Here is a 25,658-nt window from a genome sequence, read left to right on the forward strand (position 1 = left end):
TGCTCAACTGTTCAACCACGGCGTGCGCCGGTGCCGGGGAGGCGTGCGCCGGTGCGCCGTGGCGCGCTCCCGGAGCCGGGAGGGACGGCCCGCCCGGCATTCCGCCTGACCACCGAAGTGGCCTTGTGACCCCCGCAGTTGCCGGAGTCACCCTCGGACGCGCCACCCCTTGGGCGTAGTTGTCCTACAGACAGGAGAACTTGCCCGAATACAAGTGGAGCTGCCGGACAGAGATTCGACCCATCCCCCGGTCGAGAACCCGGGCGGGCCCCAACACAACAACGCGGGGCCCGCCCCAGGTGCGAACCCCGCGCTCGATGGATACGGCTTCCCTGCCGTGAGGGCGGACCGGTGCCAGTCAGCTGCGTCGATCGGTTAGGTCAGCCGGCTGTGTCGGTCAGTTGCGTCAGCCGGCGATGTCGGCCAGCTACGTCAGCCGGCGGTCTCGGCCAGCTACGTCAGCCGACGGTCTCGGTCAGCGGTCTCGGTCAGCTGCCTCCGCCGCCGCATCCGCCCCCGCCACCCCCGCCGCCGCAGGACGAGCTGCCTCCACAGGACGAGCCGCCGCCGCAGGAGTGCCCGCCGGACGAGCCGGAGTCTCCCCCGCCGGCCCACCAGCTGCCGCTGCTGTCGTGGCGGCCGGAGCCGGTGCCCGCCCACGCCCCGCGACGCGTCGTCCTCCGGGAACCGCCCCCGCGAGCCCTGGACACGAGCGCCCCGACCAGAACGACTCCGATCACCGCCAGGATGATGCCGACGACCATGGCGTCACCCTCCTTCCGTTTCCCCCGAAGCGGCCCCCCGTGGGCGCCTCGCACTTGCGTGACCGGGAGATGCCCACCCGCCATGCGAGCCAAAGCAGAGTTGAGGAACTCCAGAGCTTCGGCGCAGGATGGCCGGCATGACCTCCAGTGCGCGCCCTCTCCTCAACCGCCGGCTCGCCGAGTTCGGGACGACGATCTTCGCCGAGATGTCGGCCCTGGCGCTGAGCACCGGCGCCATCAACCTCGGGCAGGGCTTCCCCGACACCGACGGCCCCGAGGAGGTCAGGGAGGCGGCCGTGCGGGCGCTGCGGGACGGCCTCGGCAACCAGTACCCGCCGGGTCCCGGCATCCCCGAACTGCGCACCGCGGTCGCCGCCCACCAGCAGCGCCGCTACGGCCTGTCCTTCGACCCCCACACAGAGGTCCTGGTCACCGCCGGGGCGACGGAGGCGATCGCCGCCGCGCTGCTGGCCCTGCTGGAGCCCGGCGACGAGGTGATCGCCTTCGAGCCGTACTACGACTCGTACGCGGCGTGCATCGCGATGGCGGGTGGACGCCGGGTGCCGGTGACCCTGCGGGCGGACGAGGGCGAGGGCCGCTTCCGCCTCGACCTCGACGAGCTGCGCGACGCGGTCACCGACCGCACCCGCCTGCTGTTGATCAACACCCCGCACAACCCCACCGGCACGGTCCTCACCCGCGAGGAGCTGACCGCGATCGCCGAGCTGGCGGTGGAGCGCGACCTGCTCGTGGTGACGGACGAGGTGTACGAGCACCTGGTCTTCGACGACGCCGAGCACGTGCCGCTGGCGACGTTCCCCGGGATGCGGGAGCGCACGGTGACGATCGGCTCGGCCGGCAAGACGTACTCGTTCACCGGCTGGAAGGTCGGCTGGGTGACGGCGTCCCCGGAGCTGGTCACAGCGGTCCGCTCGGCCAAGCAGTACCTGACGTACGTCTCCGCGGGCCCGTTCCAGTACGCGGTCGCCGAGGCACTGTCACTCCCCGACGCGTACTTCACGGACTTCCGCGACGACATGCTGGCCAAGCGGAACCTGCTGTCGGCGGGCCTGGAGGAGGCGGGCTTCCGGGTCTTCCGCCCCTCGGGCACGTACTTCATCACCACCGACATCCGCCCCCTCGGCGAAACGGACGGCATCGCCTTCTGCCGCGCCCTGCCGGAACGCGCCGGCGTGGTCGCCATCCCCAACGCGGTCTTCTACGACCATCGCGAGGAGGGCGCCCCGTTCGTCCGTTTCGCGTTCTGCAAGCGCACGGAAGTCCTCCAGGAGGCCGCGAAGCGCCTCGGGGCGGCGTTCTAGGGGCGGTGGCGTTCCGCCTTCAACTCGTCTATGAACGCGGCCCAGGCGGCGGCTTCGAAGCACAGCGCCGGGCCCTGCGGGGCCTTGCTGTCACGGACCGGGACGACGGCCCGGAACCCGTCGGCCACCTCCACGCAGTCGCCCCCGGCCTGATTGCTGTAGCTGCTCTTGCGCCAGGCGGCGCCGTTCAGTTCGGGACGGGAGATTCGCGCCACGGTAGTTGCCCTCCATCGCTGACCGGATCATGTCGAGTGACATGAGCGGGGGCAGGGCTGCCGCCCGGAGCCGATCGTAAATCACCTTGTAGCGACTGACATGGGCCGGTTCTTCGCTGAGTTGGCCGTAGTCCGCGCCCTCGGTGTAGGCCATCTCCGAGCCGTCCGGCAGGGCCAGGATGGTCAGTGAGCCGCCCATCGCCTCGTGCCCGCCTTGGTCGAACGGCAGCACCTGCACGGTGGTGCGCCGCTCCGCCGCCGCGTCGAGCAGGCTCGCCAACTGCTTCCGCATCACGGCATGGCCGCCGATCGGACGCCTCAGTACCGCCTCGTCCAGGACCACCCACAGCTCGGGCCGGTCGGGCGAACTCAGCCGCTCCTGCCGTCCCATACGGGCGGTGACGCGCTCCTCCAACTGCTCCTCGCTGTCCAGCAGGGCGTCCAGGCTCAGTACCGCACGCGCGTAGTCCTCGGTCTGCAACAGGCCCGGCACGACATGGGCCGCGTACTGCCGTAGGACCACCGCCCGCTCCGCGTACTCCATGAACCTCCGCGACCAGTCCGGAAACGCCTCCCGGTACACGTACGGCCACAGCTCCACCAGCAGGTCGTCCGCGCCGAGGGCCGCGTCCAGCGCTCGGGCCAGTTCCAGCGTCGGCTTCGCTCCGGACGCCCGCTCGATCTGCGTGATCCGCGTGCTCACCACGTGCGTCAGGTCGCCCAGCTCGGCCTGGGTCAGCCCCGCCGCCGTGCGGAGCCTGCGCACCCGCGCGCCGAACAGGGCGGCCATCGACGCACTGGGGTCAATTCCGTTGGCCAAAGCGTCACTTCCGTTCCTTACGGACTGAAAAGTAAGCCTGTGTCACCTGTCGAGCGTAGGGCGATCAGACGACTCTTGAGCACGGAACGTGATGACTCGTGTGCGCGGTGAAGCGCCTCGACTGGCAGGAAAGGGACGAACGCGCCGTGCTGACAGAAACCACCGCCCCGGGAGACGAGCATGAACTCCAGTCGCTCACCCTGCAGTTCCCCTCCTCCCCGCGTGGTGCGCGGCTCGCCCGGCGGCAGGCCGTCCGGTGGCTGGAGGAACGGGGCTACGCACCGGCGTCGGACGCCTCCTGCGCGGTCGCGCTCGTCGTCGGCGAACTCGCGGCGAACGCCGTGCAGCACGGCCGGATCCCGGGCCGGGATTTCGGCCTCCGGCTCGACCTCGACCGCGCCGCCGGCCTGCTGCGCGTCGAGGTCGCGGACGCCGCCTCCGCGAAGCGGCTGCCCACGGCCGCGCCCTCGTCGTATCCCGACGGTGAGTCCGGCCGGGGGCTGGTCCTGGTGGACACCCTGGCCGTGCGCTGGGGGTCGGCACCCCGGCACCCGGTGGGCAAGACGGTGTGGGCGGAACTGGACCTCGGGGCTATCACGGCCCTGCCGCCGCGGAACCGGCCCGAGAATCCGTCACGCCGGGCGGACCGCTCCCTTGATCGTCGTCTCTCCGGCGAAGAACACCGACTCCTCACGGATGAGCGCTCCGGGCCCCGGGGCGTGGATCATCATGCCGTCGCCGCTCCAGATGCCGACGTGACCGAGGTCGTCGTGGAAGAACACCAGGTCTCCGACCTGGACGTCGGCGAGCGGAACCCGCAGCCCCGCTTCCCACTGGGCCTGGGTGGTCCGGGGGAGCGTGACACCGGCCGCCTTCCACGCGGCCTGGGCGAGACCGGGCGCGTCGTACGATCCCGGCCCGACCGCCCCCCATACGCAGGGCCGGCCGATCTGCGCCCGGGCGAAGGCGACCACCCGCTCGGCCCTGGTGCTGCGGCCGGTGTCCGGCGACAGCCATGATCCACCGTTGGCGCCAGGCGTGAAGGCGGTGGTGGAGGGGGCGGGTGCGGCGACCGGCTCGGCGGGCACTACCGGCGCAAGAGCCGCCGGGACAGGAGCCACCAGGGCAGGCGCAGACGCAGACGCAGACTCAGGGACGTCCGGCAGAGCGGTGCCGTATGCCTGAAGATCCGCCTGGAGGCCACCCGCGGTGGGGGCGGGGACGGCGGGCAGCATCACGGTGGCCTGCAGGCCGGACAGGGGGCTGGACTCCGGGGCGAGGGCCGGTGCGGATTCGGGTTCGGGCAGGGGCCACGCCGCCACCTCGGCGCCGAGGAGCGGAGGCGCCCCTTCACGCGGGACGCTCTCGTCCGGGCGGGACCCGCCGGGCAGGGCCGGTGCGGCACGCTGGGCGGGGATCTCCGGGAGGGTTCCGGTGGTCGGCACCGGAGCCGTTCCGCCGGTCAGCTCCCGCACGACACCGGCAGGTGCCTTGGGCGCTTCGAGGGCGAGGGGTGCCGCGGGACGTTCCACGGGGCGCACGGGTCGTGCCGGCTCGGGTGCGCGGTCGGAACGGACCGGCGACCTCCGCTCCGGCAGCGTCGCGGGCACGGTCGGGCCCAGCTTCGCGCGGGCGGCACCGAACCACTTCCGGGCGAAGGTCTCGACCGCGGGCTCCGAGTCCTCCTGGGACCGGCCGCGGGGAGCCGCGCTGCGCTGACGTGGGATCGAAGCGGCGCGGGTCGGGTTGAAGCGGCCCGTGTCGCTCTCGGCCCGGTCGTAGAGGCTGTTGATGTACCGCCGGACCTCGTCGGGGCTCGGCCCCTCGCTCTCATGCGCCAACGGAGTCGACCTTCTTCGTGCACATGATGAGCAACTTAGCAAACTTGTGAACCTTAAGTGAAGATCGAAGTCGCTGCGAGCGAAAAGGCAAACGGCGCGTACAGCACGTACCTGCTCGTACGCGCCGACGCGCCGTGGGGGCCCGCCCGGGGCCCTACTCGTCGTCCTCGGGCTTCTCCGCCTCGTTGATCTCCTCTTCGAGACCGAGCTGTTCGATGAGCCACTTGTCGAACTCGATCGCGGCGCGCACCCAGCTGACCGTCGAGGAGACGAAGTGCTCCAGGCTCACGCCCATGCCGATCAGCATCTGGGCCTCGCCGATCAGGCGGACCGTGCCGTCGTCGTGGGTGTGGCTGTAGACCTTGGGCCACAGGGTGCGGCGGTTCCAGTCGTCGATGGACTCCAGGATCTGCGGCTTGGCCTCGATCTCGTGGGGCCGGTCGTAGAACGTCCGCACGGAGAAGACCTGCTGGTCTCCCTCTCCCCGGAACATGAAGTAGGTGCGGAACTGCTCCCACGGCGCCGCGAGGTCTCCCTCGTCGTCGACGACGTACTTGAGCTCCATCTGGTCGAGGAGCTGCTTCACGAGGTCCTGATCCGGGACGACGGGGCCCGCCGGTCCTTGCGGCTGCGGCTCGGGCTGGCCCCCGAAGTTCGGAATCGAGGACGGGTCGATGGTCACCGTGAATTTCCCTTCGTACGGATTCCGCCATCCTCCCCCATGCGGGGAGGGGGGTGGCAAGCCCCGACAGGCCCTGTCAGCCCTCGGCTGACACGATCCGGTCAACCGCAACGTCCGACTGCCGGACAGTGGCCTGGTAACCGGGTTCCCCCAAGGGCGCAGCCGCCACGCTCCCCTGCCCCGAAAGCCAGGTGCGGGTGGAGTACGAGAACGCCGAGACCGCGCGGGTGCGCTTCTCGGCGTTCACGATGTGACCCCCGGGGCCCGGGCCGACTACAGCGTCTTGCCCGTGGCGGGGCCCACCAGGAGCCCGTCCTCGAAGCGGTCCACCCGGACCGTGTCGCCGTCCTTGATCTCCCCGGAGAGGATCTCCTTGGCGAGGCGGTCGCCGATGGCCGTCTGGACGAGCCGCCGCAGCGGCCGGGCCCCGTAGGCCGGGTCCATGCCCTCCTCGGCGAGCCAGGCCAGGGCCTCCGGCGTGATGTCGAGGGCGAGGCGCCGCTCGGCGAGCCGCTTGGCCAGGCGGTCGATCTGGAGCTTGGCGATGCGCTCCAGCTCTGGCTTGGTCAGCGCGGCGAAGACGACGAGGTCGTCCAGGCGGTTGAGGAACTCCGGCTTGAAGGAGGTCCGGACGACCTCCAGGACCTGTTCCTTCTTCTCCTCCTCGCTGGTGAGCGGGTCGACGAGGAACTGGCTGCCCAGGTTCGACGTCAGGACGAGGATCGTGTTGCGGAAGTCGACCGTGCGGCCCTGGCCGTCCGTCAGCCGGCCGTCGTCCAGCACCTGGAGCAGGATGTCGAAGACCTCGGGGTGGGCCTTCTCGACCTCGTCCAGCAACACGACCGAGTACGGCCGCCTGCGCACGGCCTCCGTGAGCTGGCCGCCCTCCTCGTAGCCGACGTAACCGGGCGGGGCGCCGACCAGCCGGGCCACGCTGTGCTTCTCGCTGTACTCCGACATGTCGATGCGGACCATCGCCCGCTCGTCGTCGAAGAGGAAGTCGGCGAGCGCCTTGGCCAGTTCGGTCTTGCCGACGCCGGTCGGGCCGAGGAAGAGGAAGGAGCCGGTGGGGCGGTCGGGGTCGGCGATGCCGGCGCGGGAACGGCGTACGGCGTCCGACACCGCGCGCACCGCTTCGGTCTGGCCGATGAGCCGCTTGCCGATCTCGTCCTCCATGCGCAGCAGCTTCTGCGTCTCGCCCTCCATCAGGCGCCCGGCGGGGATGCCGGTCCAGGAGGCGACGACGTCGGCGATGTCGTCGGCGCCGACCTCCTCCTTGACCATGGTGTCCTTGGTGACCTCCTCCTCGGCCTCGGAGGCGGCCTCCAGCTCCTTCTCCAGGGCGGGGATCTCGCCGTAGAGCAGCTTGGAGGCGGTGTCGAAGTCGCCGTCGCGCTGGGCGCGTTCGGCCTGCCCGCGCAGTTCGTCGAGGCGTTCCTTCAGCTCACCGACGCGGTTGAGGGACTGCTTCTCCTTCTCCCAGCGGGCGGTGAGGCCGCGCAGCTCCTCCTCCTTGTCGGCGAGGTCGCGGCGCAGCTTCTCCAGGCGCTCGCGGGAGGCCGCGTCGGTCTCCTTGCCGATCGCCAGCTCCTCCATCTTCAGCCGGTCGACGGCGCGCTGGAGTTCGTCGATCTCGACGGGCGAGGAGTCGATCTCCATGCGGAGGCGGGAGGCGGCCTCGTCGACGAGGTCGATGGCCTTGTCGGGGAGGAAGCGGGAGGTGATGTACCGGTCGGAGAGCGACGCGGCGGCGACGAGCGCGCTGTCGGCGATCTGGACCTTGTGGTGGGCCTCGTACCGGCCCTTGAGTCCGCGCAGGATCGCGATGGAGTCCTCGACGGTCGGCTCGGCGACCAGCACCTGCTGGAAGCGGCGCTCCAGCGCCGGGTCCTTCTCGATCCGCTCGCGGTACTCGTCGAGGGTGGTGGCGCCGACCATGCGCAGTTCGCCGCGGGCGAGCATGGGCTTGAGCATGTTGCCCGCGTCCATGGCGGAGTCGCCGCCGGCCCCGGCTCCGACGACGGTGTGCAGCTCGTCGATGAAGGTGATGATCTGCCCGTCGGAGTCCTTGATCTCGGCCAGGACGGTCTTCAGCCGCTCCTCGAACTCGCCGCGGTACTTGGCGCCCGCGACCATCGCGCCCAGGTCGAGCGCGACGAGCCGCTTGTCCTTGAGGGACTCGGGCACGTCACCCTTGACGATCCGCTGGGCGAGCCCCTCCACGACGGCGGTCTTGCCGACGCCGGGCTCACCGATCAGCACGGGGTTGTTCTTGGTGCGCCGCGACAGCACCTGCACCACGCGCCGGATCTCCTGGTCCCGGCCGATGACCGGGTCGAGCCTGCCTTCGCGCGCGGCGGCGGTGAAGTCCGTCCCGAACTTCTCCAGGGCCTTGTACTGCCCCTCGGGGTCGGCCGTCGTCACCCGGCGCTGGCCCCGGGTCTTCTGGAAGGCGGCCTGGAGCTTCTTGGCGTCGGCGCCCTGCTGGGACAGCACCTCGCCGGCCGCGCCGCCCTTCGCGGCGATGCCGATGAGCAGGTGCTCCGTGGAGAGGTACTCGTCGCCCAGCTCCTTGGCGCGGGCCTGCGCGTCGGCGACGACGGCGAGCATCTCGCGGTTGGGCTGGGGCGGCGCGACGGTCGACCCGGTGACGCTGGGCAGCCCGGCGAGCACGCGCTCGGCGCCGGAGCGCACGGCGGCCTGGTCGGCGTCGACCGCGGCGAGCAGGTCGGTGATGTTCTCGTTGTCCTGCCCCTGGAGCAGCGCGAGGAGCAGGTGGGCGGGGGTGAGGTCGGGGTGCCCCTCGGTCACGGCGCGGTTGCTGGCCGCGTTGATCGCGTCCCGGCTCCGGTTGGTCAGCTCGGCGTCCACGTTCGCGTTCTCCTCCTTGCACTGACCCGAACGACGTACATAAAGTTGAGTCTACTCCACTCAAGGGCGTCCCGGGGAGGACGCGGGAGTTAGGTTCCGGGCCATGGCGACCAAGTACTCCGTCGATCCGGGTGCCCCGGACCCGTCGTATCTCGACTTCTGGCGGGAACGGCACCTGTGCACCCTGACGACTCCCCGCCCGGACGGCACCCCGCACGTGGTGCCCGTCGGGGTGACATACGACCCCGCGGCCCGGCTCGCTCGGGTGATCACGAACGAGACGAGTGCGAAGGTGCGGCATGTGCGGGCCGCCGGGGACGAGGGGGCGGCGGTCGCCGTCTGCCAGCTGGAGGGCCGGCGCTGGGCGACGCTGGAGGGCCGGGCGTTCGTGCGCACCGAACCGGAGCGGGTGGCCGAGGCGGAGCGCCGCTACGCGGAGCGCTACGGGCGGACGCCCTCGCCGAATCCGTCGCGCGTGGTCATCGAGATAGAGCTGACGCGCGCGCTGGGGCGCGGTTGAGCGAAGTTGAGCGAAGTGAACATCCACACCGGTGATCGATTGGTTCCGGCCACCGGTGGATCAGGTGGATACCCCGAAATGTCCCCACAAACTGCAGCGGCGTCACCGTGTTCAGGTCACGGTGACGCCGCTGCGGGGGGAAGCACCTGAGCGATCTGTTACGACGGGGGAATCGCGTCAGGCACTGCGGGGGGTGGCAGAGATGGTCCTCGGGGCAGGGGAGTCGGCCTCCACCTGCTGGTGGTCCCTTTGGTCCAGGTTCACAAAGATCATTCCGTACCGTACGGCACATCGCACTGGCTGCGGCGCCCCCCGAGGCCGCCGCAGACACCGGTACGCCCGTACGTCTCCGTCCTCGTCGCGCGTGACGACGACCGGCTCCCCGAACACGGTCACCATCAGCGAGTCACCGCTGTGGGGGATGGCGGTGACCAGGTCGATGAAGTGCCAGCCGGAGCGGTAGGCCGTGGCCATCTCGCGACGGAAGGAACGGTCGTCGGGTGGAGTGGTCACGTCAGCTCCCCGCTCCATCGACCCCGGGGTTCGGCCACTGGGTGTTGGCCGGAGCCGCGTCGACGTTCACAGCCACCGCCGGCCACTGCGTGTTCGCCCGGGTTCCGCTCTCCTCATCGGAGAAGCCGCTGAGAACACCGAGGGCTACAACGGCGGAGAAGGCGGCGACAAGCACCGAGCGAAGCATTTTGTTACGCATAGTCGGCTTCGTCCTCACTTGAAGGTCCCCTTTTCCCCCGTCGAGTACGACGATGGCTCATTCGGGCACGTCATGGCCACACAATCGATGCATCATGTTCCTGCATGTTCAGGACCCTGGGGGGTGGAGATTTGGCAACGAATCCGACAAGGGAGACACATCCCCATGCGATGACCGAGTGGTGCGAGGAAGGCGGCCGTCTGTATGCCTCCGCCCTGCGTACCGGACGCATCGCCCGCGCGGAAGTGGAGTCCGCCCCTTGCCTGGTGGAGTTCGACCTCCTCCACCCCGATCCGGACGATCCCGACTGGCTGCGCCCCGTGCCGCCGGTCATCGCCCTCTCCCGGCAGCTGGGCCCGCTGGAGAACGAGATCGCCGAGCGCAGACGCGTGGCGATCAGTCTCGCGGAGACCTTCCAGCCGTTCATGGCCATGGGTACCCACACGGCGTCCAGCGACTCCATCACCGTGCTCGAGGGCGGCGAACGCATCAACGCCGCGCTCAACCTGGCCACCGCCCAGTGCCAGGCGGAACTGCTGACGGTGCAGCCCAGTGACCGTGTCTCCGAACGGAGCCTGCTGCGAAGCCTCGAACGGGACAAGCCCCTGATCGACCGCGGGGTCAAGGTCCGGAGTCTGTACCAGCACACCGCCCGGTACAACCCCGAGAAACTGGCCTACGTCGCCCGGCTCTCCGAAGGGAAGGTGGAGTACCGCACCATCGACGAACTGGTCGAGCGCCTGATCATCTGCGACGAGACGGTCGCCTTCATCCCCGCCCGCGACGACCAGCAAGTCGCCCTGGAACTGCGCCACCCCGGGCTCGTGCGCTACCTCATCAAGGTCTTCGAGTACCTCTGGGACCGTGCCGTGCCCATGAGCACCGGCGCGCCCTACGAGGCGGCGCCCGACGGCATCACCGAGATCCAGCACTCCATCGCCAAGCTCCTGGTGGAGGGCCACGTGGACGAGGCCATCGCCCGCCGCCTCGGCATGAACGTCCGCACCTGCCGGGCCCACATAGCCAAGCTGGCGTCGGCCCTGGGCAGCGGCAGCCGGGCCCAGCTCGGCTACCTCATCGCGCAGTCCGGGATCCTGCAGCAGGACCACTGAACAGGAGGACGTCCCGGGTGACTTCGGCGCCACACCCCCCGCACGCCCCGGAAGAACTGTGCCGCGCCGGCACGGAGCTGTACGAGCGTGCCCTGCGTGAGGGCCGCGTGGACACCGGCGAGGCCCACGCCACTCCCTGTCTGACGGAATTCGGCCTGCTGCAGCCCGCCGTCGACGATCCGCACCGGCTGGAGCCCGTGGCGCCGGCCGTCGCCCTGCACCGGCTGCTGCGGACCTCCGGGGAACGCATCGCCCTCGAACGGCGGCGCGAGGAACGGCTGGCCGAGACCTTCGGGGCCCTCATGGCGGTCGAAGGGCACCGCACGGCCGCCGACACCACCCCGACGCTCCGGCTCCTCAGCGGGAAGGAGACGATCAACAGGACACTCACCGAGGCCCTGACGGACGCGTCACGCGAACTGCTCACCATCCAGCCCCGCGCCGGCCTGCCCCCGGAACGGGTCGCGGCGGCCTATGCTCTGGCCCTCCGCCGCGACCAGACGCTGCTGGACCGGGGCGGACGCATCCGGACCCTCTACCAGCACACGCTGCGCCACTCCCCCACGACCGTCGCCTACCACGACCGGCTGAAGGGGGACGTCGAGGCGCGCGCACTGGACGAGATCACCGACCGGCTCATCGTCGTCGACCGGAGCGTCGCCTTCATCCCCGCCGACGGCAGCGGAGACCTCGCGCTGGAGATCCGCCATCCGGCCATCGTCCACTACCTGGCCACCACGTTCGACCGCCTCTGGCGCCTGGCCACCCCGGTGTTCCCCGAGGCCGCCCCCCAGCCCTCCCGCGACGGCATCACCCCCCGCCAGCGCGCCATAGCCACCCTCCTTGTCGAGGGCCACACCGACGCCGTCATCGCCGACCGGCTCGGCATGAACATCCGCACCGCCCGCGTCCACATCGCCAAACTCGCCGCGACGCTGGGCAGTCGGAGCCGGGCCCAACTCGGCTACCTCATCGGGCAGTCCGGGATGCTCGACGAGGAACACTGAGGGGCGCGGCCACCTGGGGCGGCCCGTCGAGTCCCACCTGGGCGATGCGCACGCCCAGTTGCGTACGGCTCGCCGCCCCCAGCGTCTCCGACAGCCGCGCGATGTGCGCCCGGCAGGTCCGCACACTGATCCCCAGCCGCTCGGCGATCACCGCGTCCTGGTGCCCCTCCGCGAGCAGGGCCGCGATCGACTGCTCCCGGTGGGAGATGCCCTCGATGCCCGTGTCGGGGAGCGGGGCCGTCAGCGGGATCGCCAGCCGCCACAGCCGTTCGAAGACCGTGACCAGGTATTCCACGATCGCCGGATGCCGCAGCTCCAGCGCCATCGTGCGGTCGGTGTTGGCGGGGATGAAGGCCACCGTCCGGTCGAAGAGGATCAGCCGGTCGATGACCTCGTCCAGCGTGCGCGCCTCCACCGCGTCGCCCATCAGCTCCAGGTAGGTCAGCAACCCCTGCCCGTGCCGGGCGACATGCGTGTACAGGTCCCGCATCCGCACGCCCCGGCCGCGCAGCGCCAGCGCCCGGTGCAGCCCCTCGGACAGCTCCGCCTCGCGGCGGATGCCGCCCGGCTGCACCGTGAGCACCTCGGTCGTGCACGCCTGGGTCGCCTCGTCCATCGCCGCCTGGATCCGGGCGAGTCCGTCCAGGACCCGGATCGCCGGGCCCTCCGCGGCCGACGCGGCGGGCTGCACCTGGCGGCCCAGCCCGGCGTACCACTCGAATGCGGCCACGGCCGAACCCACCCGCCGCTGGCTCGCGCTGACCTCGTCGTACATCCCGCGCAGCAGCCGGGTCATGACCTCCTGCGGCGGGGTCGGCACCAGCCAGTCCATGTCGTCCGGGTCCGGGTGCAGCAGGGCGAGTTCCAGCAGGCAGGGCACCGGCTCGGCGTCCCGGCGCGGCACGCGGCCCCGCCGTACGGCCCGGGAATACACGCGATCCCCGGCCTCGCACAGTCGGTCAGCACCGTGTGGATGCTCCTCCGCCCCGTGCCCGGCCATCGCCCATCCCACCCCCGGTTTCGCCGTCCTTCGCAGCGCAACTATGCGCGGCCCGGACCTGCTCCGCAACACGGCTCCCCCGCGCCCGAGTTCCTTTTTGCGCCGTTCGATCCCTGAATCCGCTCGCTCCCGACTGGCCTGTTGCCACAGCATGGGATGGCGTGTGCGCGGTCGGTGTGCGACCTTCTGTGATCACGGGCCGGGACCGGCCCGCCTGCTCCGCGAGGGGGAAACGTGAACGACCCGGGGCCGCTGCGGCTGCCCGCCGTCGACGCGCTGCGGGGCTTCGCCCTGCTGGGCATCCTGGTGGTCAACAGCGCGCAGATCATGAGCCCTTACGAGGCGGAAGGCGTCCGGGATCCCGGAGCGGCCCCGGTGGACCAGGTCGCCGCCTGGCTGGTGGCAGCGTTCGCGTCCAGCAAGTTCTACCTGCTGTTCTCGTTCCTGTTCGGCTACAGCTTCACCCTCCAGGCCGCCGCCGCCGAACGCGACGGGCGCGGCGTCACCGCGCGCTTCCTGCGCCGCTCCCTGGGCCTGGTGCTGCTCGGCCTGGCGCACGCCGTGCTGCTGTACACCGGCGACATCCTCCTGACCTACGGCGTCCTGGGCCTGGTCCTGCTGTGGGCACGGCGGATCAGGCCGGCCACCGCCGTGAAGGCCGCCGCCTGGATCTACGGGGTGTTCGGCGCCGTCCTCACCGGACTGGGGGCGCTGGCCACCGCGGTCGACGACGAGGAACCCGTCCCGCAGCAGGCGATCGCGCAGGCCGTGGCCGCCTACCGCGGCAGTGCGGGCACGGTCGTGCGGGAGAACCTGGACCGGCTGCCCCTCGCCCTCCTCGGCGTCCTCCTCATGGCCCCGGGCGTGCTCGCCGCGTTCTTCCTCGGCCTGGCCGCGGGGCGGCGGCGCCTGCTCGCCCCGGGCGGGACCGACCGCTCCCGGCTGGTGCGCGGCACGGTCGCCGGGCTGGCCGTCGGGGTCCCGGGGGCCGTCTTCTTCGCCTCCGCCGCACAGGGACCGCTGGGCGACCGCTGGCAGCTCCTGGGCATCGGCGTGGGCATGCTGACGGCGCCCGCCCTGTCGGCCGCGTACGCCTGCGTGCTGCTGCTCCTGCTGGACTCGCCCCGGGGCGAGCGGGTCCGGCGGCTGTTCGCCCCGGCGGGCCGCCTCGCGCTCACGAACTACCTCGGGCAGTCCGTGATCATGACGTTCCTCGCCACGGCGTACGGCCTGTCCCTCTACGGGCACGTGGGAGCGGCCGGCGTGCTGCTGCTCGCGGCCGCCGTGTACGCGCTCCAGCTCGCCCTCAGCACGGCCTGGACCCGGCGCTTCCGGCACGGGCCCGCCGAGTGGCTGCTGCGGGCGGTCACCCTGGCCGGACGCCCCGGGAGGGCCGGCAGGAGGAGCGCGCCCGAACCGGCTGCTTGAGGCCGAGGGACTGGCCGCTTTGGGGCCGAGGGACCGGCTACTTGAGGCCGAGGGACTGGCAGGCCGCCCGGTACTTCGCCGTGCAGATGTCCGACACCTGGTAGATGTCGTCGGCGACGACCGTGTCCTTGATGTTCTCCCGGGTCAGCGCGACCACGGGCACGAGCTGTGCCGGGATGCCCTTGTGGGTGGGGCTGTCGACCTTGTCGCGGGTGAGGGCGGCGAACTGGATGTCCCGGCCCTGGACCTTCGCGACCGCCATCTCCGCGGCGCTCTCCGCCTCCTGCGGGTACGACTTGTACACGCTCATGTACTGGTCACCGCTGATGATGCGCTGCACCGCGGGGAGTTCCGCGTCCTGCCCGGTGATCGGCGGCAGGTCGGTCACGCCGGCGGCCTCCAGCGCCTTGACGATGCCGCCCGCCATGCCGTCGTTGGCGGAGTACACCGCCGCGATGTCGTCCGCGCCGATCTTCTCGATCGCCTTGGCCATGTTGGCCTCGGCGTTCTCCGGCTTCCAGTCCTTGGTGTCGAAGGACGCGGCGATCGTCACCTTGCCGTTCAGCTCGGACATCGCGCCCGCCTTGAACTGCTTGGCGTTCGGGTCCGTCGGCGAGCCGTTCATCATGACGATCTTGTCGGAGAGGCTCGCCTTCTCGCCGATGGCCTCCAGCAGGGAACGGCCCTGGACCTCGCCGACCAGTTCGTTGTCGAAGGAGATGTACGCGTCGATCGGGCCCTCGGCCAGCCGGTCGTAGGCGATGACCGGGATGCCGGCGTCCTTGGCCTTCTTCACGCCGCTCGCGATGGCCTGCGAGTCGACCGCGTCCAGCAGGATCACGTCGACCCGGTCGTCGATCATCTGCTGCAGCTGGCTCGCCTGCTTGTCGGCGCTCGCCTCGGCGTTGGCGTACTCGACGCGGCCCTGGTCGTTCGTGAGGGACTCGACCTTCTGCTTGATGATGGGGTAGTCGAAGTTCTCGTACCGCGTGTTCGCCTTCTCCGGCAGCAGCAGGCCCACCGTGATGTCGTTGCCCTTCGTCGGGCTGGCGTCGTCGCTGCTCCCGGTCGCGTTGAGCACGCCGCAGCCGGCGAGCGTGACGGACATCGCGGCCGCGGCCACGGATATGGAGATACGACGACGCATGCGGGGGCTCACTTCACGTGTGATTCGGACGTGGGCACAGCTTTGTGGCCCATGTGACTGAAAAGCCAACGCGGACGCGGCCCCCAGCGTCAAGCGGAACCACTTAACGAGATGACAACACCACGCTCCGCAGCAGTTGTGAAGACTCTGCGGAATCGCATCCAAGTGACTTGCACCATCCGGTCATCCACCGGAGGCCCAGCGAAAACGCCCCAAGGCATACGAAAAGGGCCGGGAGTGTTCTCCCGGCCCTTTTCGCAGTCGTACGCGCGTCAGTCCGCCTGCTGCTGGCGCTTCGGCCGCCACACCACCAGCGCGCTGGTCTGCTGCACCTCCTGGTACGGCACCAGGTCGCGGCGGTACGACGCGTGCACCGCCGCCTCGCGCTGGCGCATCGCCGCCGCGGCGCCGTCCAGCGCGTCCTCCAGCTCGGCCACGCGGGCCTGGAGCGCGGCGACCTGGTTCTCCAGTTCGATGATGCGCTTGATGCCCGCCAGGTTGATGCCCTCGTCCTGCGACAACTGCTGCACCTGGCGGAGCAGTTCGATGTCACGGGCCGAGTAGCGGCGGCCCCGGCCGGCCGTGCGGTCCGGGGACACCAGGCCCAGACGGTCGTACTGGCGCAGGGTCTGCGGGTGCAGGCCGGACAGCTGGGCCGCCACCGAGATGACGTAGACCGGGGTTTCCTCGGTCAGTTCATACGGGTTGCGTCGACGACCGTCCATCTGACTCATGCTCCCTTCGCGGCCTGGAACAGATCCGCCCGCGGATCCTCGCCCGCGGTCGCCTCGCGATACGCCTCCAGTGCGTCACGAGCCTTCCCCGTCACGTCCTTCGGGACACTCACCTCGACGGTGACCAGGAGGTCGCCGCGGGTGCCGTCCTTGCGGACCGCGCCCTTGCCCCGGGCGCGCATCGTACGGCCGTTCGGCGTGCCGGGCGGCAGCTTCAGCGTGACGGGCGGGCCGCCCAGCGTCGGCACCCGGACCTCGCCGCCGAGGGCCGCCTCGGCGAACGTCACCGGCACGGTGACGGTGAGGTTGTCGTCCTTGCGGCCGAACACCGGGTGGGAGTCGACGTGCACGACCACGTACAGGTCGCCCGCGGGGCCGCCGCGCTCGCCCGGCGCTCCCTTGCCGCGCAGCCGGATCCGCTGGCCGTCGCTGACGCCCGCGGGGATGCGCACCTGCATGGTCCGCGAGGACTTGGCCCGGCCGCTGCCCTTGCAGATCTCGCAGGGGTTCTCCGCGATCAGGCCGCGGCCCTTGCAGTCCGGGCAGGGGTCGGTGAGGGAGAAGCCGCCGCCGCTGCCCCGGGCGACCTGCCCGGTGCCGACGCAGGTCGGGCACACGCGCGGCGTGCCGTTCTTGTCGCCGGTGCCCGAACAGGCCTTGCAGGGCGACTGCGAGGACATCCGCAGCGGGACCGTCGCGCCCTCGATGGCCTCGGTGAAGCTGAGCGTCACCTCGGACTCGATGTCCTGGCCGCGCCGGGGCTGCGTACGCGTCCCCGGTCCGGCGCCGCCGCGGTTGAACAGGCCCCCGAAGACGTCACCGAGTCCGCCGCCGAAGCCGCCGGCCCCGCCCTGGCCCTGGGCGCCGCCTCCGAAGAGGTCGCCCAGGTCGAAGTTGAAGGAGCCGCCCGCGCCACCGGGCCCCGGGCGGAAGCCGCCGTTGCCGAAGAGGGCGCGCGCCTCGTCGTACTCCTTGCGCTTCTTGGGGTCGCCGAGGATGTCGTTGGCCTCGGAGATCTCCTTGAAGCGCTCCTCCGCCTTGACGTTGCCCTTGTTGGCGTCCGGGTGGTACTCGCGGGCGAGCTTCCGGTACGCCTTCTTGATCTCGGCCTCGGTGGCGTCCTTGGGGACGCCGAGGACCTTGTAGTAGTCCTTCTCGATGAAGTCCTTGGTGCTCATCCTCGACGCCCCTCCTTCCCTTCGTCTGCGTCAGCCCTCGTCCGGGCCACCGCTCTCCTTGTCGTCGGCGTCGGCGGACTCCTCCGCCTTGACCGTCTGCGCCCCCGGCTGGGGCTCGGCCACCGCCACCCGCGCGGGGCGGATGGTGCGCTCGCCGATCCGGTACCCGGGCTGCAGGATCGCGACGCACGTCGTCTCGGTGACGTCCGGCGCGTAGCTGTGCATCAGGGCTTCGTGGATCGTCGGGTCGAAGGGCTCGCCCTCCTTGCCGAACTGCTGCAGGCCCATCTTCGCGGCGGTGCTCTCCAGCGACTCGGCGACGGACTTGAAGCCGCCCACCAGTTCGCCGTGTTCGCGTGCGCGGCCGATGTCGTCGAGCACGGGCAGGAGCTCGGTCAGGAGGTTCGCGATGGCGATCTCCTTGACCGCGATCCGGTCGCGCTCGACCCGGCGGCGGTAGTTCTGGTACTCGGCCTGGAGGCGCTGGAGGTCCGCGGTGCGCTCACCGAGCGCGGTGCGCACCTGGTCCAGCTGGGCCACCAGACCCGCGTCCTGGCCCGTGTCCCCGGCCGGGGCCGCCCCCTCCTCGGAGGAGGGGGAGGCGGCCTTCGGCTCGGCGTCGTCGGAGGTGGCGCCGGAAGGGACGTCGGGCTGCTGCTCTTCGAAGCCCGGGGTCTCCTCCGTCACGCGGCACCGTCCTTCCGGTCCTCGTCGACGATCTCGGCGTCGACGACGTCGTCGTCAGCGGCCTTGGCACCACCCGCGGCGGCACCCTCGGGCCCGCCGGCGGCCTGCGCGGCGCCCGCGTCCGCGTACATGGCCTGGCCGAGCTTCTGGGAGACGGCCGCGACCTTCTCCGTGGCCGTGCGGATCTCGGCCGTGTCCTCGCCCTTGAGCTTCTCCTTCAGCTCGGCGACGGCCTCCTCGACCTCGGTCTTGATCTCGCCCGGGACCTTGTCCTCGTTGTCCTTGAGGAACTTCTCGGTCTGGTAGACGAGCTGCTCGCCCTGGTTGCGGGACTCGGCGGCCTCGCGGCGCTTGTGGTCCTCCTCCGCGTAGCGCTCGGCCTCCTCGCGCATGCGGTCGACCTCGTCCTTCGGCAGCGAGGAGCCGCCGGTGACGGTCATCTTCTGCTCCTTGCCCGTGCCCAGGTCCTTGGCGGTCACGTGCATGATGCCGTTGGCGTCGATGTCGAAGGACACCTCGATCTGCGGGACGCCGCGGGGCGCCGGGGGCAGACCGGTCAGCTCGAACATCCCGAGCTTCTTGTTGTACGCCGCGATCTCGCGCTCGCCCTGGTAGACCTGGATCTGCACGGACGGCTGGTTGTCCTCGGCGGTGGTGAAGATCTCGGACCGCTTGGTCGGGATCGTCGTGTTCCGCTCGATGAGCTTGGTCATGATGCCGCCCTTGGTCTCGATGCCGAGGGACAGCGGGGTGACGTCGAGGAGCAGGACGTCCTTGACCTCGCCCTTGAGGACACCGGCCTGGAGCGAGGCGCCGATGGCGACGACCTCGTCCGGGTTCACACCCTTGTTGGCCTCCTTGCCGCCGGTCAGCTCCTTGACGAGCTCGGCGACGGCGGGCATACGGGTGGAGCCACCGACCAGGACGACGTGGTCGATCTCGCTGATGGAGATGCCGGCGTCCTTGATGACGTTGTGGAAGGGCGTCTTGCAGCGCTCCAGGAGGTCCGCGGTCAGCTGCTGGAACTGGGCGCGGGTGAGCTTCTCGTCGAGGTGCAGGGGGCCCTCGGCGGAGGCGGTGATGTAGGGCAGGTTGATCGAGGTCTCGGTGGACGAGGACAGCTCGATCTTGGCCTTCTCGGCGGCCTCGCGCAGACGCTGCAGGGCCATCTTGTCCTTGCCCAGGTCCACGCCGTGGCCGGACTGGAACTGCTGGACCAGGTAGTCGACGATGCGCTGGTCCCAGTCGTCACCACCGAGGTGGTTGTCACCGTTGGTGGCCTTCACCTCGACGACGCCGTCGCCGATCTCCAGCAGCGAGACGTCGAACGTACCGCCACCGAGGTCGAAGACCAGGATGGTCTGGTCGTCCTTGTCGAGGCCGTACGCCAGGGCGGCGGCGGTCGGCTCGTTGACGATGCGCAGCACGTTCAGACCGGCGATCTCACCGGCCTCCTTCGTGGCCTGGCGCTCGGCGTCGTTGAAGTACGCCGGGACGGTGATGACCGCGTCGGTCACCTTCTCGCCCAGGTAGGCCTCGGCGTCCCGCTTCAGCTTCTGCAGCACGAAGGCGCTGATCTGCTGCGGGTTGAAGGGCTTCCCGTCGAGCTCGATCTTCCAGTCCGTGCCCATGTGGCGCTTGACGGACCGGATGGTCCGGTCCACGTTCGTGACCGCCTGGCGCTTGGCGACCTCGCCGACGAGCACCTCACCGTTCTTCGCGAAGGCGACGACGGACGGCGTGGTCCTGGCGCCCTCGGCGTTGGTGATGACGGTGGGCTCGCCGCCCTCCAGAACGCTGACGACGGAGTTAGTCGTGCCCAGGTCGATGCCGACCGCACGTGCCATGGTTGATTCCTCCAGCTGACTTGAGTGGAACGGACTCAAGTGTGCACGACGGCTCCCGACCGGTCAACAGAGCTGAGTCGAGCGGGCTCAACTCTTATCCGCTCCTTACACGCAATGGCGCGCTGACCTGCGGCGATACTGTGCGTCGAGCGGCGTACACCGGCACACGGGAGAGGGCGAACACCACCACGAGAGCCACGCCGGGCACCCACCACAGGGCGTCGGCCCCGACCCAGCCGGCGTGCGCGAGTACCCCGACGAGCACGCCGGAGAACGCCCCGACACCCAGCAGCAGAGTGACGCCCGGCACGGTCAGCCCGAGCCGCCGCAGCCGGTGCGCGAGATGGTCGGGCCCGCTGCGGACGACGGGCCGCCCGCTCAACCGCCGGGCCAGCAGGACGAGTACGGCGTCGGCGCTCCCCAGGGCCGTCAGCGCGAAGAGCACCCCCGCGCTCTCCCCGAGCCCGAACCCGGCCCGGACGTGCACCAGAGCGACGGCGATCACGAACCCCGCCGACATCGACCCGCAGCTCCCCAGCGCCACGCGCGCGGGGTGCCAGTTGTGCAGCAGGAAGCCGGTCAGCACCGCGGCCAGCACGCTCATCAGCACGGCGATCCCGTCCAGCACGTCGATCGCCGCGCAGGCCGCCACCCCGAAGGCGGTGACGACCCCGACCGTCCCCGCGAGCCCGTCGGCGTGGTCCAGCCCCCGGAAGGCGAAGGTCACCCCGACGACCCACACCACGCCGAGCAGCCCGGTACCCACGCCCGTCTCCCCGTACGGCACGACACACGCGGCCGCCACGCCCGTACCGCCGGCCAGCACCCGCCGCCGCAGCCGCCACACGTCGTCGACGAGCCCGAGCAGGGCGACCACGCCGCCGGCGACGAGCAGCCCGTCGATCCCGCTCCCGGCCGCGCCCCACTCCTTGACGCCGACCACCGCCCCGGTGACGACCACGACGGCGACACCCCCGGACAGCGGCACCTCCCGCTGCCGCCGCCGCTCGACCAGACGCAGCCGCAGGGCGGGCAGCCGCAGGACCGCCGCGAGGAGGGCGGTGAGCAGGAGGGCGGTGGCGGCGGCGGTGATCCCGTAGAGCACGGATATAAGTTAGGCGTCACTATGACAATTCGGTACGAATAACACGACGGGATCCGGGTCGAATCCGGAGGGGTTCCTGAGGCAACCCTGAGCGATTCAGATCACTGCCCACCCGGCTACAGTGCGGCGGAAGATAGGGGTAGTCTCAGACGGACTGCATAAGTTACCGCTTAGTAATTTCGGGGAACCCTCATCGCGACAGGTCACCCCGACAAAACCCTCGCAGGCCCGAGGAGCCCCCATGCAACTCGCCGCGATCATCGTGTCGCTGGTACTGACCGTGGTCGGCGTCGCGCTGCTCGCACGCGCGATCGGCCAGTTCGTCCGGTACTTCAAGCTGGGCCAGCCCGTGCCCGCCGGTACCCGGACCGACAACCCCTACCAGCGCAGCGTGACCCTGGTGAAGGAGTTCCTCGGCCACACGCGCATGAACCGGTGGGGCATCGTCGGCATCGCCCACTGGTTCGTCGCGATCGGCTTCCTGACGCTGCCGCCGACGATCATCACCGCGTACGGCCAGTTGTTCCAGGCCGACTGGACGCTGCCGGTGCTCGGCGGCTTCCTCCCGTACGAGCTCTACATCGAGTTCATCGCGGCCATGACGACCCTCGGCATCGCCACGCTGATGGTGATCCGCCTGCTGAACCTGCCGTCGCGCCCGGGCCGCAAGTCCCGCTTCGCCGGCTCGAAGATGGGCCAGGCGTACTTCGTCGAGTACGTCATCCTCACCATCGGCCTGGCCATCTACGTGCTGCGGGGCCTGGAGGGCGCGCTGCACCACGTGGACGGCTACGAGGCCGCGTACTTCGCCTCGTACCCGCTGGTCCTGGCCTTCAAGGGCCTGAGCGTCGCGACGCTGCAGAACCTCGTCTACTTCTTCGCCATGATCAAGCTGGGCACGACCATGATCTGGATGATCACGGTCAGCCTGAACACCAACATGGGTGTGGCCTGGCACCGCTTCCTGGCGTTCCCGAACATCTGGTTCAAGCGCGAGGCGACGGGTGGGACGGCGCTGGGCGCGCTCCAGCCGATGACGTCCGGCGGCAAGCCGATCGACTTCACCGACCCCGGTGACGACGACGTCTTCGGTGTCTCCCAGGTCGAGCAGTTCTCCTGGAAGGGCCTGCTGGACTTCTCCACCTGCACCGAGTGCGGCCGCTGCCAGTCGCAGTGCCCCGCCTGGAACACGGGCAAGCCGCTCTCCCCGAAGCTGCTGATCATGTCCCTGCGGGACCACGCGCACGCCAAGGCGCCGTACCTGCTGGCGGGCGGCGGCAAGACGATGGAGGGCGAGGAGAAGGGGTCTCCCGAGGCCCTGAAGGACGTCCCCGCGTCGGCGCTGGCCGAGGCCGAGCGCCCCCTGATCGGCACGCTGGAGGACAACGGCGTCATCGACCCGGACGTCCTGTGGTCCTGCACCACCTGCGGTGCCTGCGTCGAGCAGTGCCCCGTCGACATCGAGCACGTCGACCACATCGTCGACATGCGCCGCTACCAGGTGATGATCGAGTCGTCCTTCCCGTCCGAGGCGGGCACGATGCTCAAGAACCTGGAGAAGAAGGGCAACCCCTGGGGCCTGGCGAAGAAGCAGCGCCTGGAGTGGCTCAAGGAGGTCGACTTCGAGGTCCCGGTCGTCGGCAAGGACATCGAGGACCTGTCCGAGGTCGAGTACCTGTACTGGGTCGGCTGCGCCGGTGCCCTGGAGGACCGCGCCAAGAAGACCACGAAGGCCTTCGCGGAGCTGCTGCACATCGCGGGCGTGAAGTTCGCGATCATGGGCGGCGACGAGAAGTGCACCGGCGACTCCGCCCGCCGCCTCGGCAACGAGCCCCTGTTCCAGGAGCTCGGCATGGAGAACGTCATGGCGCTGAACATGGCGTTCGGCGAGGAGATGGACGAGGACGGCAAGGTCACGCCGGAGTCGGCGAAGCCCAAGTCTTCCAAGAAGATCGTCGCGACCTGCCCCCACTGCCTCAACACGCTCGGCAACGAGTACCCGCAGCTCGGCGGCGACTACGAGGTCATCCACCACACGCAGCTGCTCCAGCACCTGGTGGACGAGGGCAAGCTGATCCCGGTCACGCCGGTCGAGGGCATCATCACGTACCACGACCCGTGCTACCTGGGCCGCCACAACAAGATCTACACGCCGCCGCGCGAGATCATCGCCGCCGTCCCCGGCGTCCGCAACGAGGAGATGCACCGCCACAAGGAGCGGGGCTTCTGCTGCGGCGCGGGCGGCGCGCGGATGTGGATGGAGGAGCGGATCGGCAAGCGCATCAACAACGAGCGCGTGGACGAGGCCCTGTCGGTCAACCCCGACATCGTCTCGACGGCCTGCCCGTTCTGCCTGGTCATGCTGACCGACTCCGTCAACGGCAAGAAGAACGACGGCAAGGCGAAGGAGTCCATCACGGTCGTGGACGTCGCCCAGCTCCTCCTGGACTCGGTGAAGACGCCGGTCCCGGCGGAGGGCGACGGCGACGACGGTGACGACGACGGCGGGGAGCCCCCGGCGGGTACGGCGGACTCGACGAGCACGCCGGAGCCGGAGCCGGTGAAGTAGGCGGTTCTTCGAGGCTTGTCATTGACGCCCCCTGCCCGGGGTCACCGGGCGGGGGGCGTCGGCGTTGCGCGGCGGCTACAGCGGCGGAAGCGCGGGACGTAGCGGAGTTGAGGCTCGGAGGCCTAGGCCTCGCCGAGTGCAGTCCGGCGCCGCCTGCAGTGAAGGCCGTTGTCAGTGCCTGCCGCCACGGTCTCAAACGCGCGGTCGGCTTCCGGGGGTTCCAGCTCTGTAGGGAATGGTTGCATCCCCGGCCTGTCTGGGGGCGGCCCGGAGACCCGTCCGGGATCTAAACCGACGGTCGGGCTTCGTCGATGGCCAGGAGGTGACCTGCCAGCGCCGACCGCGCACTAACGAGGTGGCTGCCTCCCGGCCTCAGCCGTGGGGTGTCAGCGCCCCACCCTCACCACCTCCGACACAGCCCCACGGAACGACTCCGTCGCCTCGAACCGGGCGCGGAAGTAGCCGCGGCGGGCTTCGGTGATGTCCGTCGAGAAGGCGTGGCCCTCGCCCGACCAGTTCGCGTCCGTCGTGCGGAGGGTCGTCCAGCGCTTGCCGTCTCGGGAGTGCTGGATGTGGACCGGGATGACGCCGGGCGTCCAGCCGTCGGGGAAGTCCATCGCGCCCTCGACGTGGACGCCGCCCTCCTGGGCGCGGGTCGCGGAGAAGGAGGTGAACGTCGAGGCACGCAGGACCGTGATCTCCGGGCTGTTACTGGAGGCCGGGGCGATGAACGGGTCGTCGCTGTGGGACGCCACGCGGAAGGTGCCGGTCTCCCACGGGGTGTGGGTGAAGCTGGCCTTGCCGTCCGCGCCCGTGGTGAAGTAGCCGACGCTGGCGAACTGACCGCCGGAGGACGGCTCGTACAGCACCCCGCCGCTCTGGCCCTCGAAGGGCACCCACCCCTGCGGCGTCTCGCGCTCCAGCGTCGCCGTGATCGTGACCTCCTGGCCGAAGTCGATCGTCCGGGGCGCCGCAGGGGTCTCGATCGTCCAGCGCGTGGCCACCTGGCGGATGCCGATCCGCGTGGGCTCGGACTCGCCGTAGAGGACGTGGGGGTGCGTGGTGTCGTGGCGGTAGACGGCCTGCACCGGAACCGCGTCGTTCACGGTGACCGTGCCCGAGAAGCGTCCCTGCGCGTCCGTGCGGACGGTGTTCTCCGTCCAGTAGTCCACGTCGAGGTCCACCGGGTGGTCCGCCAGCGGCTTCAGCTCGCGGGTCCCCGGCCAGCGTCCCTTCAGCGTGCCGTCGACCCGCACTTCGCGGTGGTCGGTGTCGATCTCCGTGCGGTCGGGGCGCACGTCCTCGAACACGGCCGCGACGTAGTAGGCGAGCGAGCCGGCGGAGTTGTCGACGGTACGGTCGCCGTCCGCGTCCGTGGCCTCGATGCGGACGTCGTAGCTGCCGAGCGCGGGCAGGTCGAGGGGCTGCTTCGTGCGCCACACGCCGTCGTCCGCCGTGCCGGAGGCCAGGGTGAACGCGTCGTTCTCCACGACGGCGACCTCCTGCTGGGTGGCCGCCGAGACGAGGTGGGCCCTGATGCCCGTGATGGCGCTGTCGGAGCTGATGCCGACTTGCAGGGTGCCGAGGTCGCTCGAGACGCTGTTCGCCCAGCGGACGTCCGGCGCCTGACCCTCCGCCCCTGCCGCCTCCGCCGCGTGCGCCGTCGGCACGCCGGTCAGCAGGAGCGCGGCGGCCGTACCGATGGCAGCCCAGGCCGCCCGTGTTCTGAACAAGGTTCCCCCCACAAGGTCCCCCACAGGGATGTGTCGAGAGCCGCACCAGCAGCGGGTACGGCCGAACGGCCTTTCTATCCCACGGTTCTGACAACCGTCCCCCGAGTTACCGCACCAGCAGCGGGCACGGCCCAAGGGGTGGTGCGCGGGGCGCACTCGAGGGGCGCGTTTGATTCGCGACTGCACTGGGCCACCCTCCTCGCGTATGAGTCGCGTCACCGGGAGTTGTGAAGATTCATCCGGCAAACCGCACTTGACGTGCCCTCACTCCTCAACGGCACCCAGCCGCCCCACCCTTGGCAGATTGCGAATCAGTAAAAGGGGTTCCGTTCAGCGAATAGTTGTTTAACTATGAAGGTCCACA

The 25,658-nt window shown here is 70.4% G+C and carries 20 protein-coding genes and 1 pseudogene; 7 read left to right on the forward strand and 14 right to left on the reverse strand.

Translation table 11 applies throughout. The annotated features are described in order from the left end of the window. The first annotated feature begins 892 nt into the window (after positions 1–892). Positions 893–2,086 (forward strand): pyridoxal phosphate-dependent aminotransferase, encoded by a 1,194-nt coding sequence (locus ABZ386_RS16855; protein ID WP_358964978.1) that lies wholly within the window; start codon positions 893–895, stop codon positions 2,084–2,086. On the opposite strand, the gene ABZ386_RS16860 is transcribed toward ABZ386_RS16855, so the two are convergent. Together ABZ386_RS16860 and ABZ386_RS16865 are read right to left on the reverse strand one after the other, a co-directional pair. Further along, a complete protein-coding gene (locus ABZ386_RS16860; protein ID WP_358964979.1) occupies positions 2,083–2,220 on the reverse strand; it encodes a DUF397 domain-containing protein in 138 nt (45 codons plus the stop codon). The two genes, ABZ386_RS16855 and ABZ386_RS16860, sit on opposite strands and share 4 nt — an antisense overlap. Further along, positions 2,177–3,091 (reverse strand): helix-turn-helix transcriptional regulator, encoded by a 915-nt coding sequence (locus ABZ386_RS16865; RefSeq protein ID WP_351339911.1) that lies wholly within the window; start codon positions 3,089–3,091, stop codon positions 2,177–2,179. The genes ABZ386_RS16860 and ABZ386_RS16865 overlap by 44 nt, the downstream gene beginning before the upstream one ends. A 176-nt stretch (positions 3,092–3,267) precedes the next feature. Between ABZ386_RS16865 and ABZ386_RS16870 the strand changes: the two are divergent. Next, positions 3,268–3,708, forward strand: a pseudogene (locus tag ABZ386_RS16870) (ATP-binding protein); the annotation flags it as partial. A gap of 45 nt (positions 3,709–3,753) precedes the next feature. On the opposite strand, the gene ABZ386_RS16875 reads toward ABZ386_RS16870, so the two are convergent. The 3 genes from ABZ386_RS16875 to clpB all read right to left on the reverse strand — a co-directional run bounded on the left by ABZ386_RS16875 (position 3,754) and on the right by clpB (position 8,515). Then, the gene (locus tag ABZ386_RS16875; protein ID WP_358964980.1) at positions 3,754–4,962 is read right to left on the reverse strand and encodes an NlpC/P60 family protein; all 1,209 of its coding nucleotides are present in this window, start codon (positions 4,960–4,962) and stop codon (positions 3,754–3,756) included. 154 nt (positions 4,963–5,116) lie between these two features. Further along, positions 5,117–5,644: a YbjN domain-containing protein gene (locus tag ABZ386_RS16880; RefSeq protein WP_114254409.1), complete on the reverse strand. Its 528-nt coding sequence runs from the start codon at positions 5,642–5,644 to the stop codon at positions 5,117–5,119. Between the two features lie 273 nt (positions 5,645–5,917). Further along, the gene (clpB, locus tag ABZ386_RS16885; RefSeq protein ID WP_351339403.1) at positions 5,918–8,515 is read right to left on the reverse strand and encodes an ATP-dependent chaperone ClpB; all 2,598 of its coding nucleotides are present in this window, start codon (positions 8,513–8,515) and stop codon (positions 5,918–5,920) included. Between the two features lie 103 nt (positions 8,516–8,618). Here clpB and ABZ386_RS16890 point away from each other — a divergent pair, with 103 nt between their 5' ends. Further along, positions 8,619–9,035 carry a TIGR03618 family F420-dependent PPOX class oxidoreductase gene (locus ABZ386_RS16890; protein ID WP_114254407.1) on the forward strand — a complete coding sequence of 139 codons (417 nt, stop codon included), beginning with the start codon at positions 8,619–8,621 and terminating at the stop codon, positions 9,033–9,035. Positions 9,036–9,212: 177 nt separating this feature from the next. On the opposite strand, the gene ABZ386_RS16895 is transcribed toward ABZ386_RS16890, so the two are convergent. Beyond that, a complete protein-coding gene (locus ABZ386_RS16895; RefSeq protein ID WP_037765134.1) occupies positions 9,213–9,548 on the reverse strand; it encodes a hypothetical protein in 336 nt (111 codons plus the stop codon). Between the two features lie 369 nt (positions 9,549–9,917). Between ABZ386_RS16895 and ABZ386_RS16900 the strand changes: the two genes are divergently transcribed. Together ABZ386_RS16900 and ABZ386_RS16905 are read left to right on the forward strand one after the other, a co-directional pair. Beyond that, complete coding sequence (locus tag ABZ386_RS16900; RefSeq protein WP_351339399.1) at positions 9,918–10,859, forward strand: helix-turn-helix transcriptional regulator; 942 nt, start codon at positions 9,918–9,920, stop codon at positions 10,857–10,859. Positions 10,860–10,876: 17 nt separating this feature from the next. Further along, positions 10,877–11,866, forward strand: a complete 990-nt coding sequence (locus ABZ386_RS16905; RefSeq protein ID WP_351339396.1) for a helix-turn-helix transcriptional regulator — start codon at positions 10,877–10,879, stop codon at positions 11,864–11,866. Here ABZ386_RS16905 and ABZ386_RS16910 read toward each other — a convergent pair. Continuing rightward, positions 11,829–12,866: a LuxR C-terminal-related transcriptional regulator gene (locus ABZ386_RS16910; protein WP_351339393.1), complete on the reverse strand. Its 1,038-nt coding sequence runs from the start codon at positions 12,864–12,866 to the stop codon at positions 11,829–11,831. The two genes, ABZ386_RS16905 and ABZ386_RS16910, sit on opposite strands and share 38 nt — an antisense overlap. A 234-nt stretch (positions 12,867–13,100) precedes the next feature. On the opposite strand from ABZ386_RS16910, the gene ABZ386_RS16915 reads away from it, so the two are divergent. Beyond that, on the forward strand, positions 13,101–14,294 hold the full coding sequence (locus tag ABZ386_RS16915) for a DUF418 domain-containing protein (protein WP_358964981.1): 1,194 nt from the start codon (positions 13,101–13,103) through the stop codon (positions 14,292–14,294). Between the two features lie 37 nt (positions 14,295–14,331). Here the strand turns inward: ABZ386_RS16915 and ABZ386_RS16920 are convergent, their stop codons facing one another. The 6 genes from ABZ386_RS16920 to ABZ386_RS16945 all read right to left on the reverse strand — a co-directional run bounded on the left by ABZ386_RS16920 (position 14,332) and on the right by ABZ386_RS16945 (position 20,992). Then, positions 14,332–15,453 carry a substrate-binding domain-containing protein gene (locus tag ABZ386_RS16920; RefSeq protein ID WP_351339388.1) on the reverse strand — a complete coding sequence of 374 codons (1,122 nt, stop codon included), beginning with the start codon at positions 15,451–15,453 and terminating at the stop codon, positions 14,332–14,334. A 260-nt stretch (positions 15,454–15,713) separates the two neighbouring features. Next, entirely contained in the window at positions 15,714–16,166 is a 453-nt protein-coding gene (locus ABZ386_RS16925; RefSeq protein WP_031116078.1) for a helix-turn-helix domain-containing protein, read from the reverse strand. Positions 16,167–16,171: 5 nt separating this feature from the next. Further along, positions 16,172–17,353 carry a molecular chaperone DnaJ gene (gene dnaJ / locus ABZ386_RS16930; protein WP_114254401.1) on the reverse strand — a complete coding sequence of 394 codons (1,182 nt, stop codon included), beginning with the start codon at positions 17,351–17,353 and terminating at the stop codon, positions 16,172–16,174. Between the two features lie 30 nt (positions 17,354–17,383). After that, on the reverse strand, positions 17,384–18,040 hold the full coding sequence (gene grpE / locus ABZ386_RS16935; RefSeq protein ID WP_351339384.1) for a nucleotide exchange factor GrpE: 657 nt from the start codon (positions 18,038–18,040) through the stop codon (positions 17,384–17,386). After that, positions 18,037–19,887, reverse strand: coding sequence for a molecular chaperone DnaK (gene dnaK, locus ABZ386_RS16940; RefSeq protein ID WP_351339381.1), 1,851 nt, complete (start codon positions 19,885–19,887; stop codon positions 18,037–18,039). Before dnaK ends, grpE begins: the two co-directional genes overlap by 4 nt. Before the next feature lie 94 nt (positions 19,888–19,981). Then, positions 19,982–20,992 (reverse strand): MraY family glycosyltransferase, encoded by a 1,011-nt coding sequence (locus tag ABZ386_RS16945; protein ID WP_355716160.1) that lies wholly within the window; start codon positions 20,990–20,992, stop codon positions 19,982–19,984. Between the two features lie 241 nt (positions 20,993–21,233). Here ABZ386_RS16945 and ABZ386_RS16950 point away from each other — a divergent pair, with 241 nt between their 5' ends. Continuing rightward, complete coding sequence (locus ABZ386_RS16950) at positions 21,234–23,561, forward strand: (Fe-S)-binding protein (RefSeq protein WP_358964982.1); 2,328 nt, start codon at positions 21,234–21,236, stop codon at positions 23,559–23,561. A gap of 386 nt (positions 23,562–23,947) precedes the next feature. On the opposite strand, the gene ABZ386_RS16955 is transcribed toward ABZ386_RS16950, so the two are convergent. Further along, positions 23,948–25,294, reverse strand: a complete 1,347-nt coding sequence (locus ABZ386_RS16955) for a hypothetical protein (protein ID WP_358964983.1) — start codon at positions 25,292–25,294, stop codon at positions 23,948–23,950. Between the last annotated feature and the right edge of the window lie 364 nt (positions 25,295–25,658).

Origin of the sequence: Streptomyces sp. NPDC006140 (genome assembly GCF_040628815.1) — a bacterium.
GTDB lineage: Bacteria > Actinomycetota > Actinomycetes > Streptomycetales > Streptomycetaceae > Streptomyces.

Coding starts and splice junctions, on each gene's coding strand:
- dnaK (WP_351339381.1), bottom strand. CDS start 19,887: ATGGCACGTGCGGTCGGCATCGACCTGGGCACGACTAACTCCGTCGTC.
- ABZ386_RS16865 (WP_351339911.1), bottom strand. CDS start 3,091: ATGGCCGCCCTGTTCGGCGCGCGGGTGCGCAGGCTCCGCACGGCGGCG.
- ABZ386_RS16910 (WP_351339393.1), bottom strand. CDS start 12,866: ATGGCCGGGCACGGGGCGGAGGAGCATCCACACGGTGCTGACCGACTG.
- ABZ386_RS16855 (WP_358964978.1), top strand. CDS start 893: ATGGCCGGCATGACCTCCAGTGCGCGCCCTCTCCTCAACCGCCGGCTC.
- ABZ386_RS16925 (WP_031116078.1), bottom strand. CDS start 16,166: ATGGACGGTCGTCGACGCAACCCGTATGAACTGACCGAGGAAACCCCG.
- ABZ386_RS16950 (WP_358964982.1), top strand. CDS start 21,234: ATGCAACTCGCCGCGATCATCGTGTCGCTGGTACTGACCGTGGTCGGC.
- ABZ386_RS16890 (WP_114254407.1), top strand. CDS start 8,619: ATGGCGACCAAGTACTCCGTCGATCCGGGTGCCCCGGACCCGTCGTAT.
- ABZ386_RS16900 (WP_351339399.1), top strand. CDS start 9,918: ATGACCGAGTGGTGCGAGGAAGGCGGCCGTCTGTATGCCTCCGCCCTG.
- dnaJ (WP_114254401.1), bottom strand. CDS start 17,353: ATGAGCACCAAGGACTTCATCGAGAAGGACTACTACAAGGTCCTCGGC.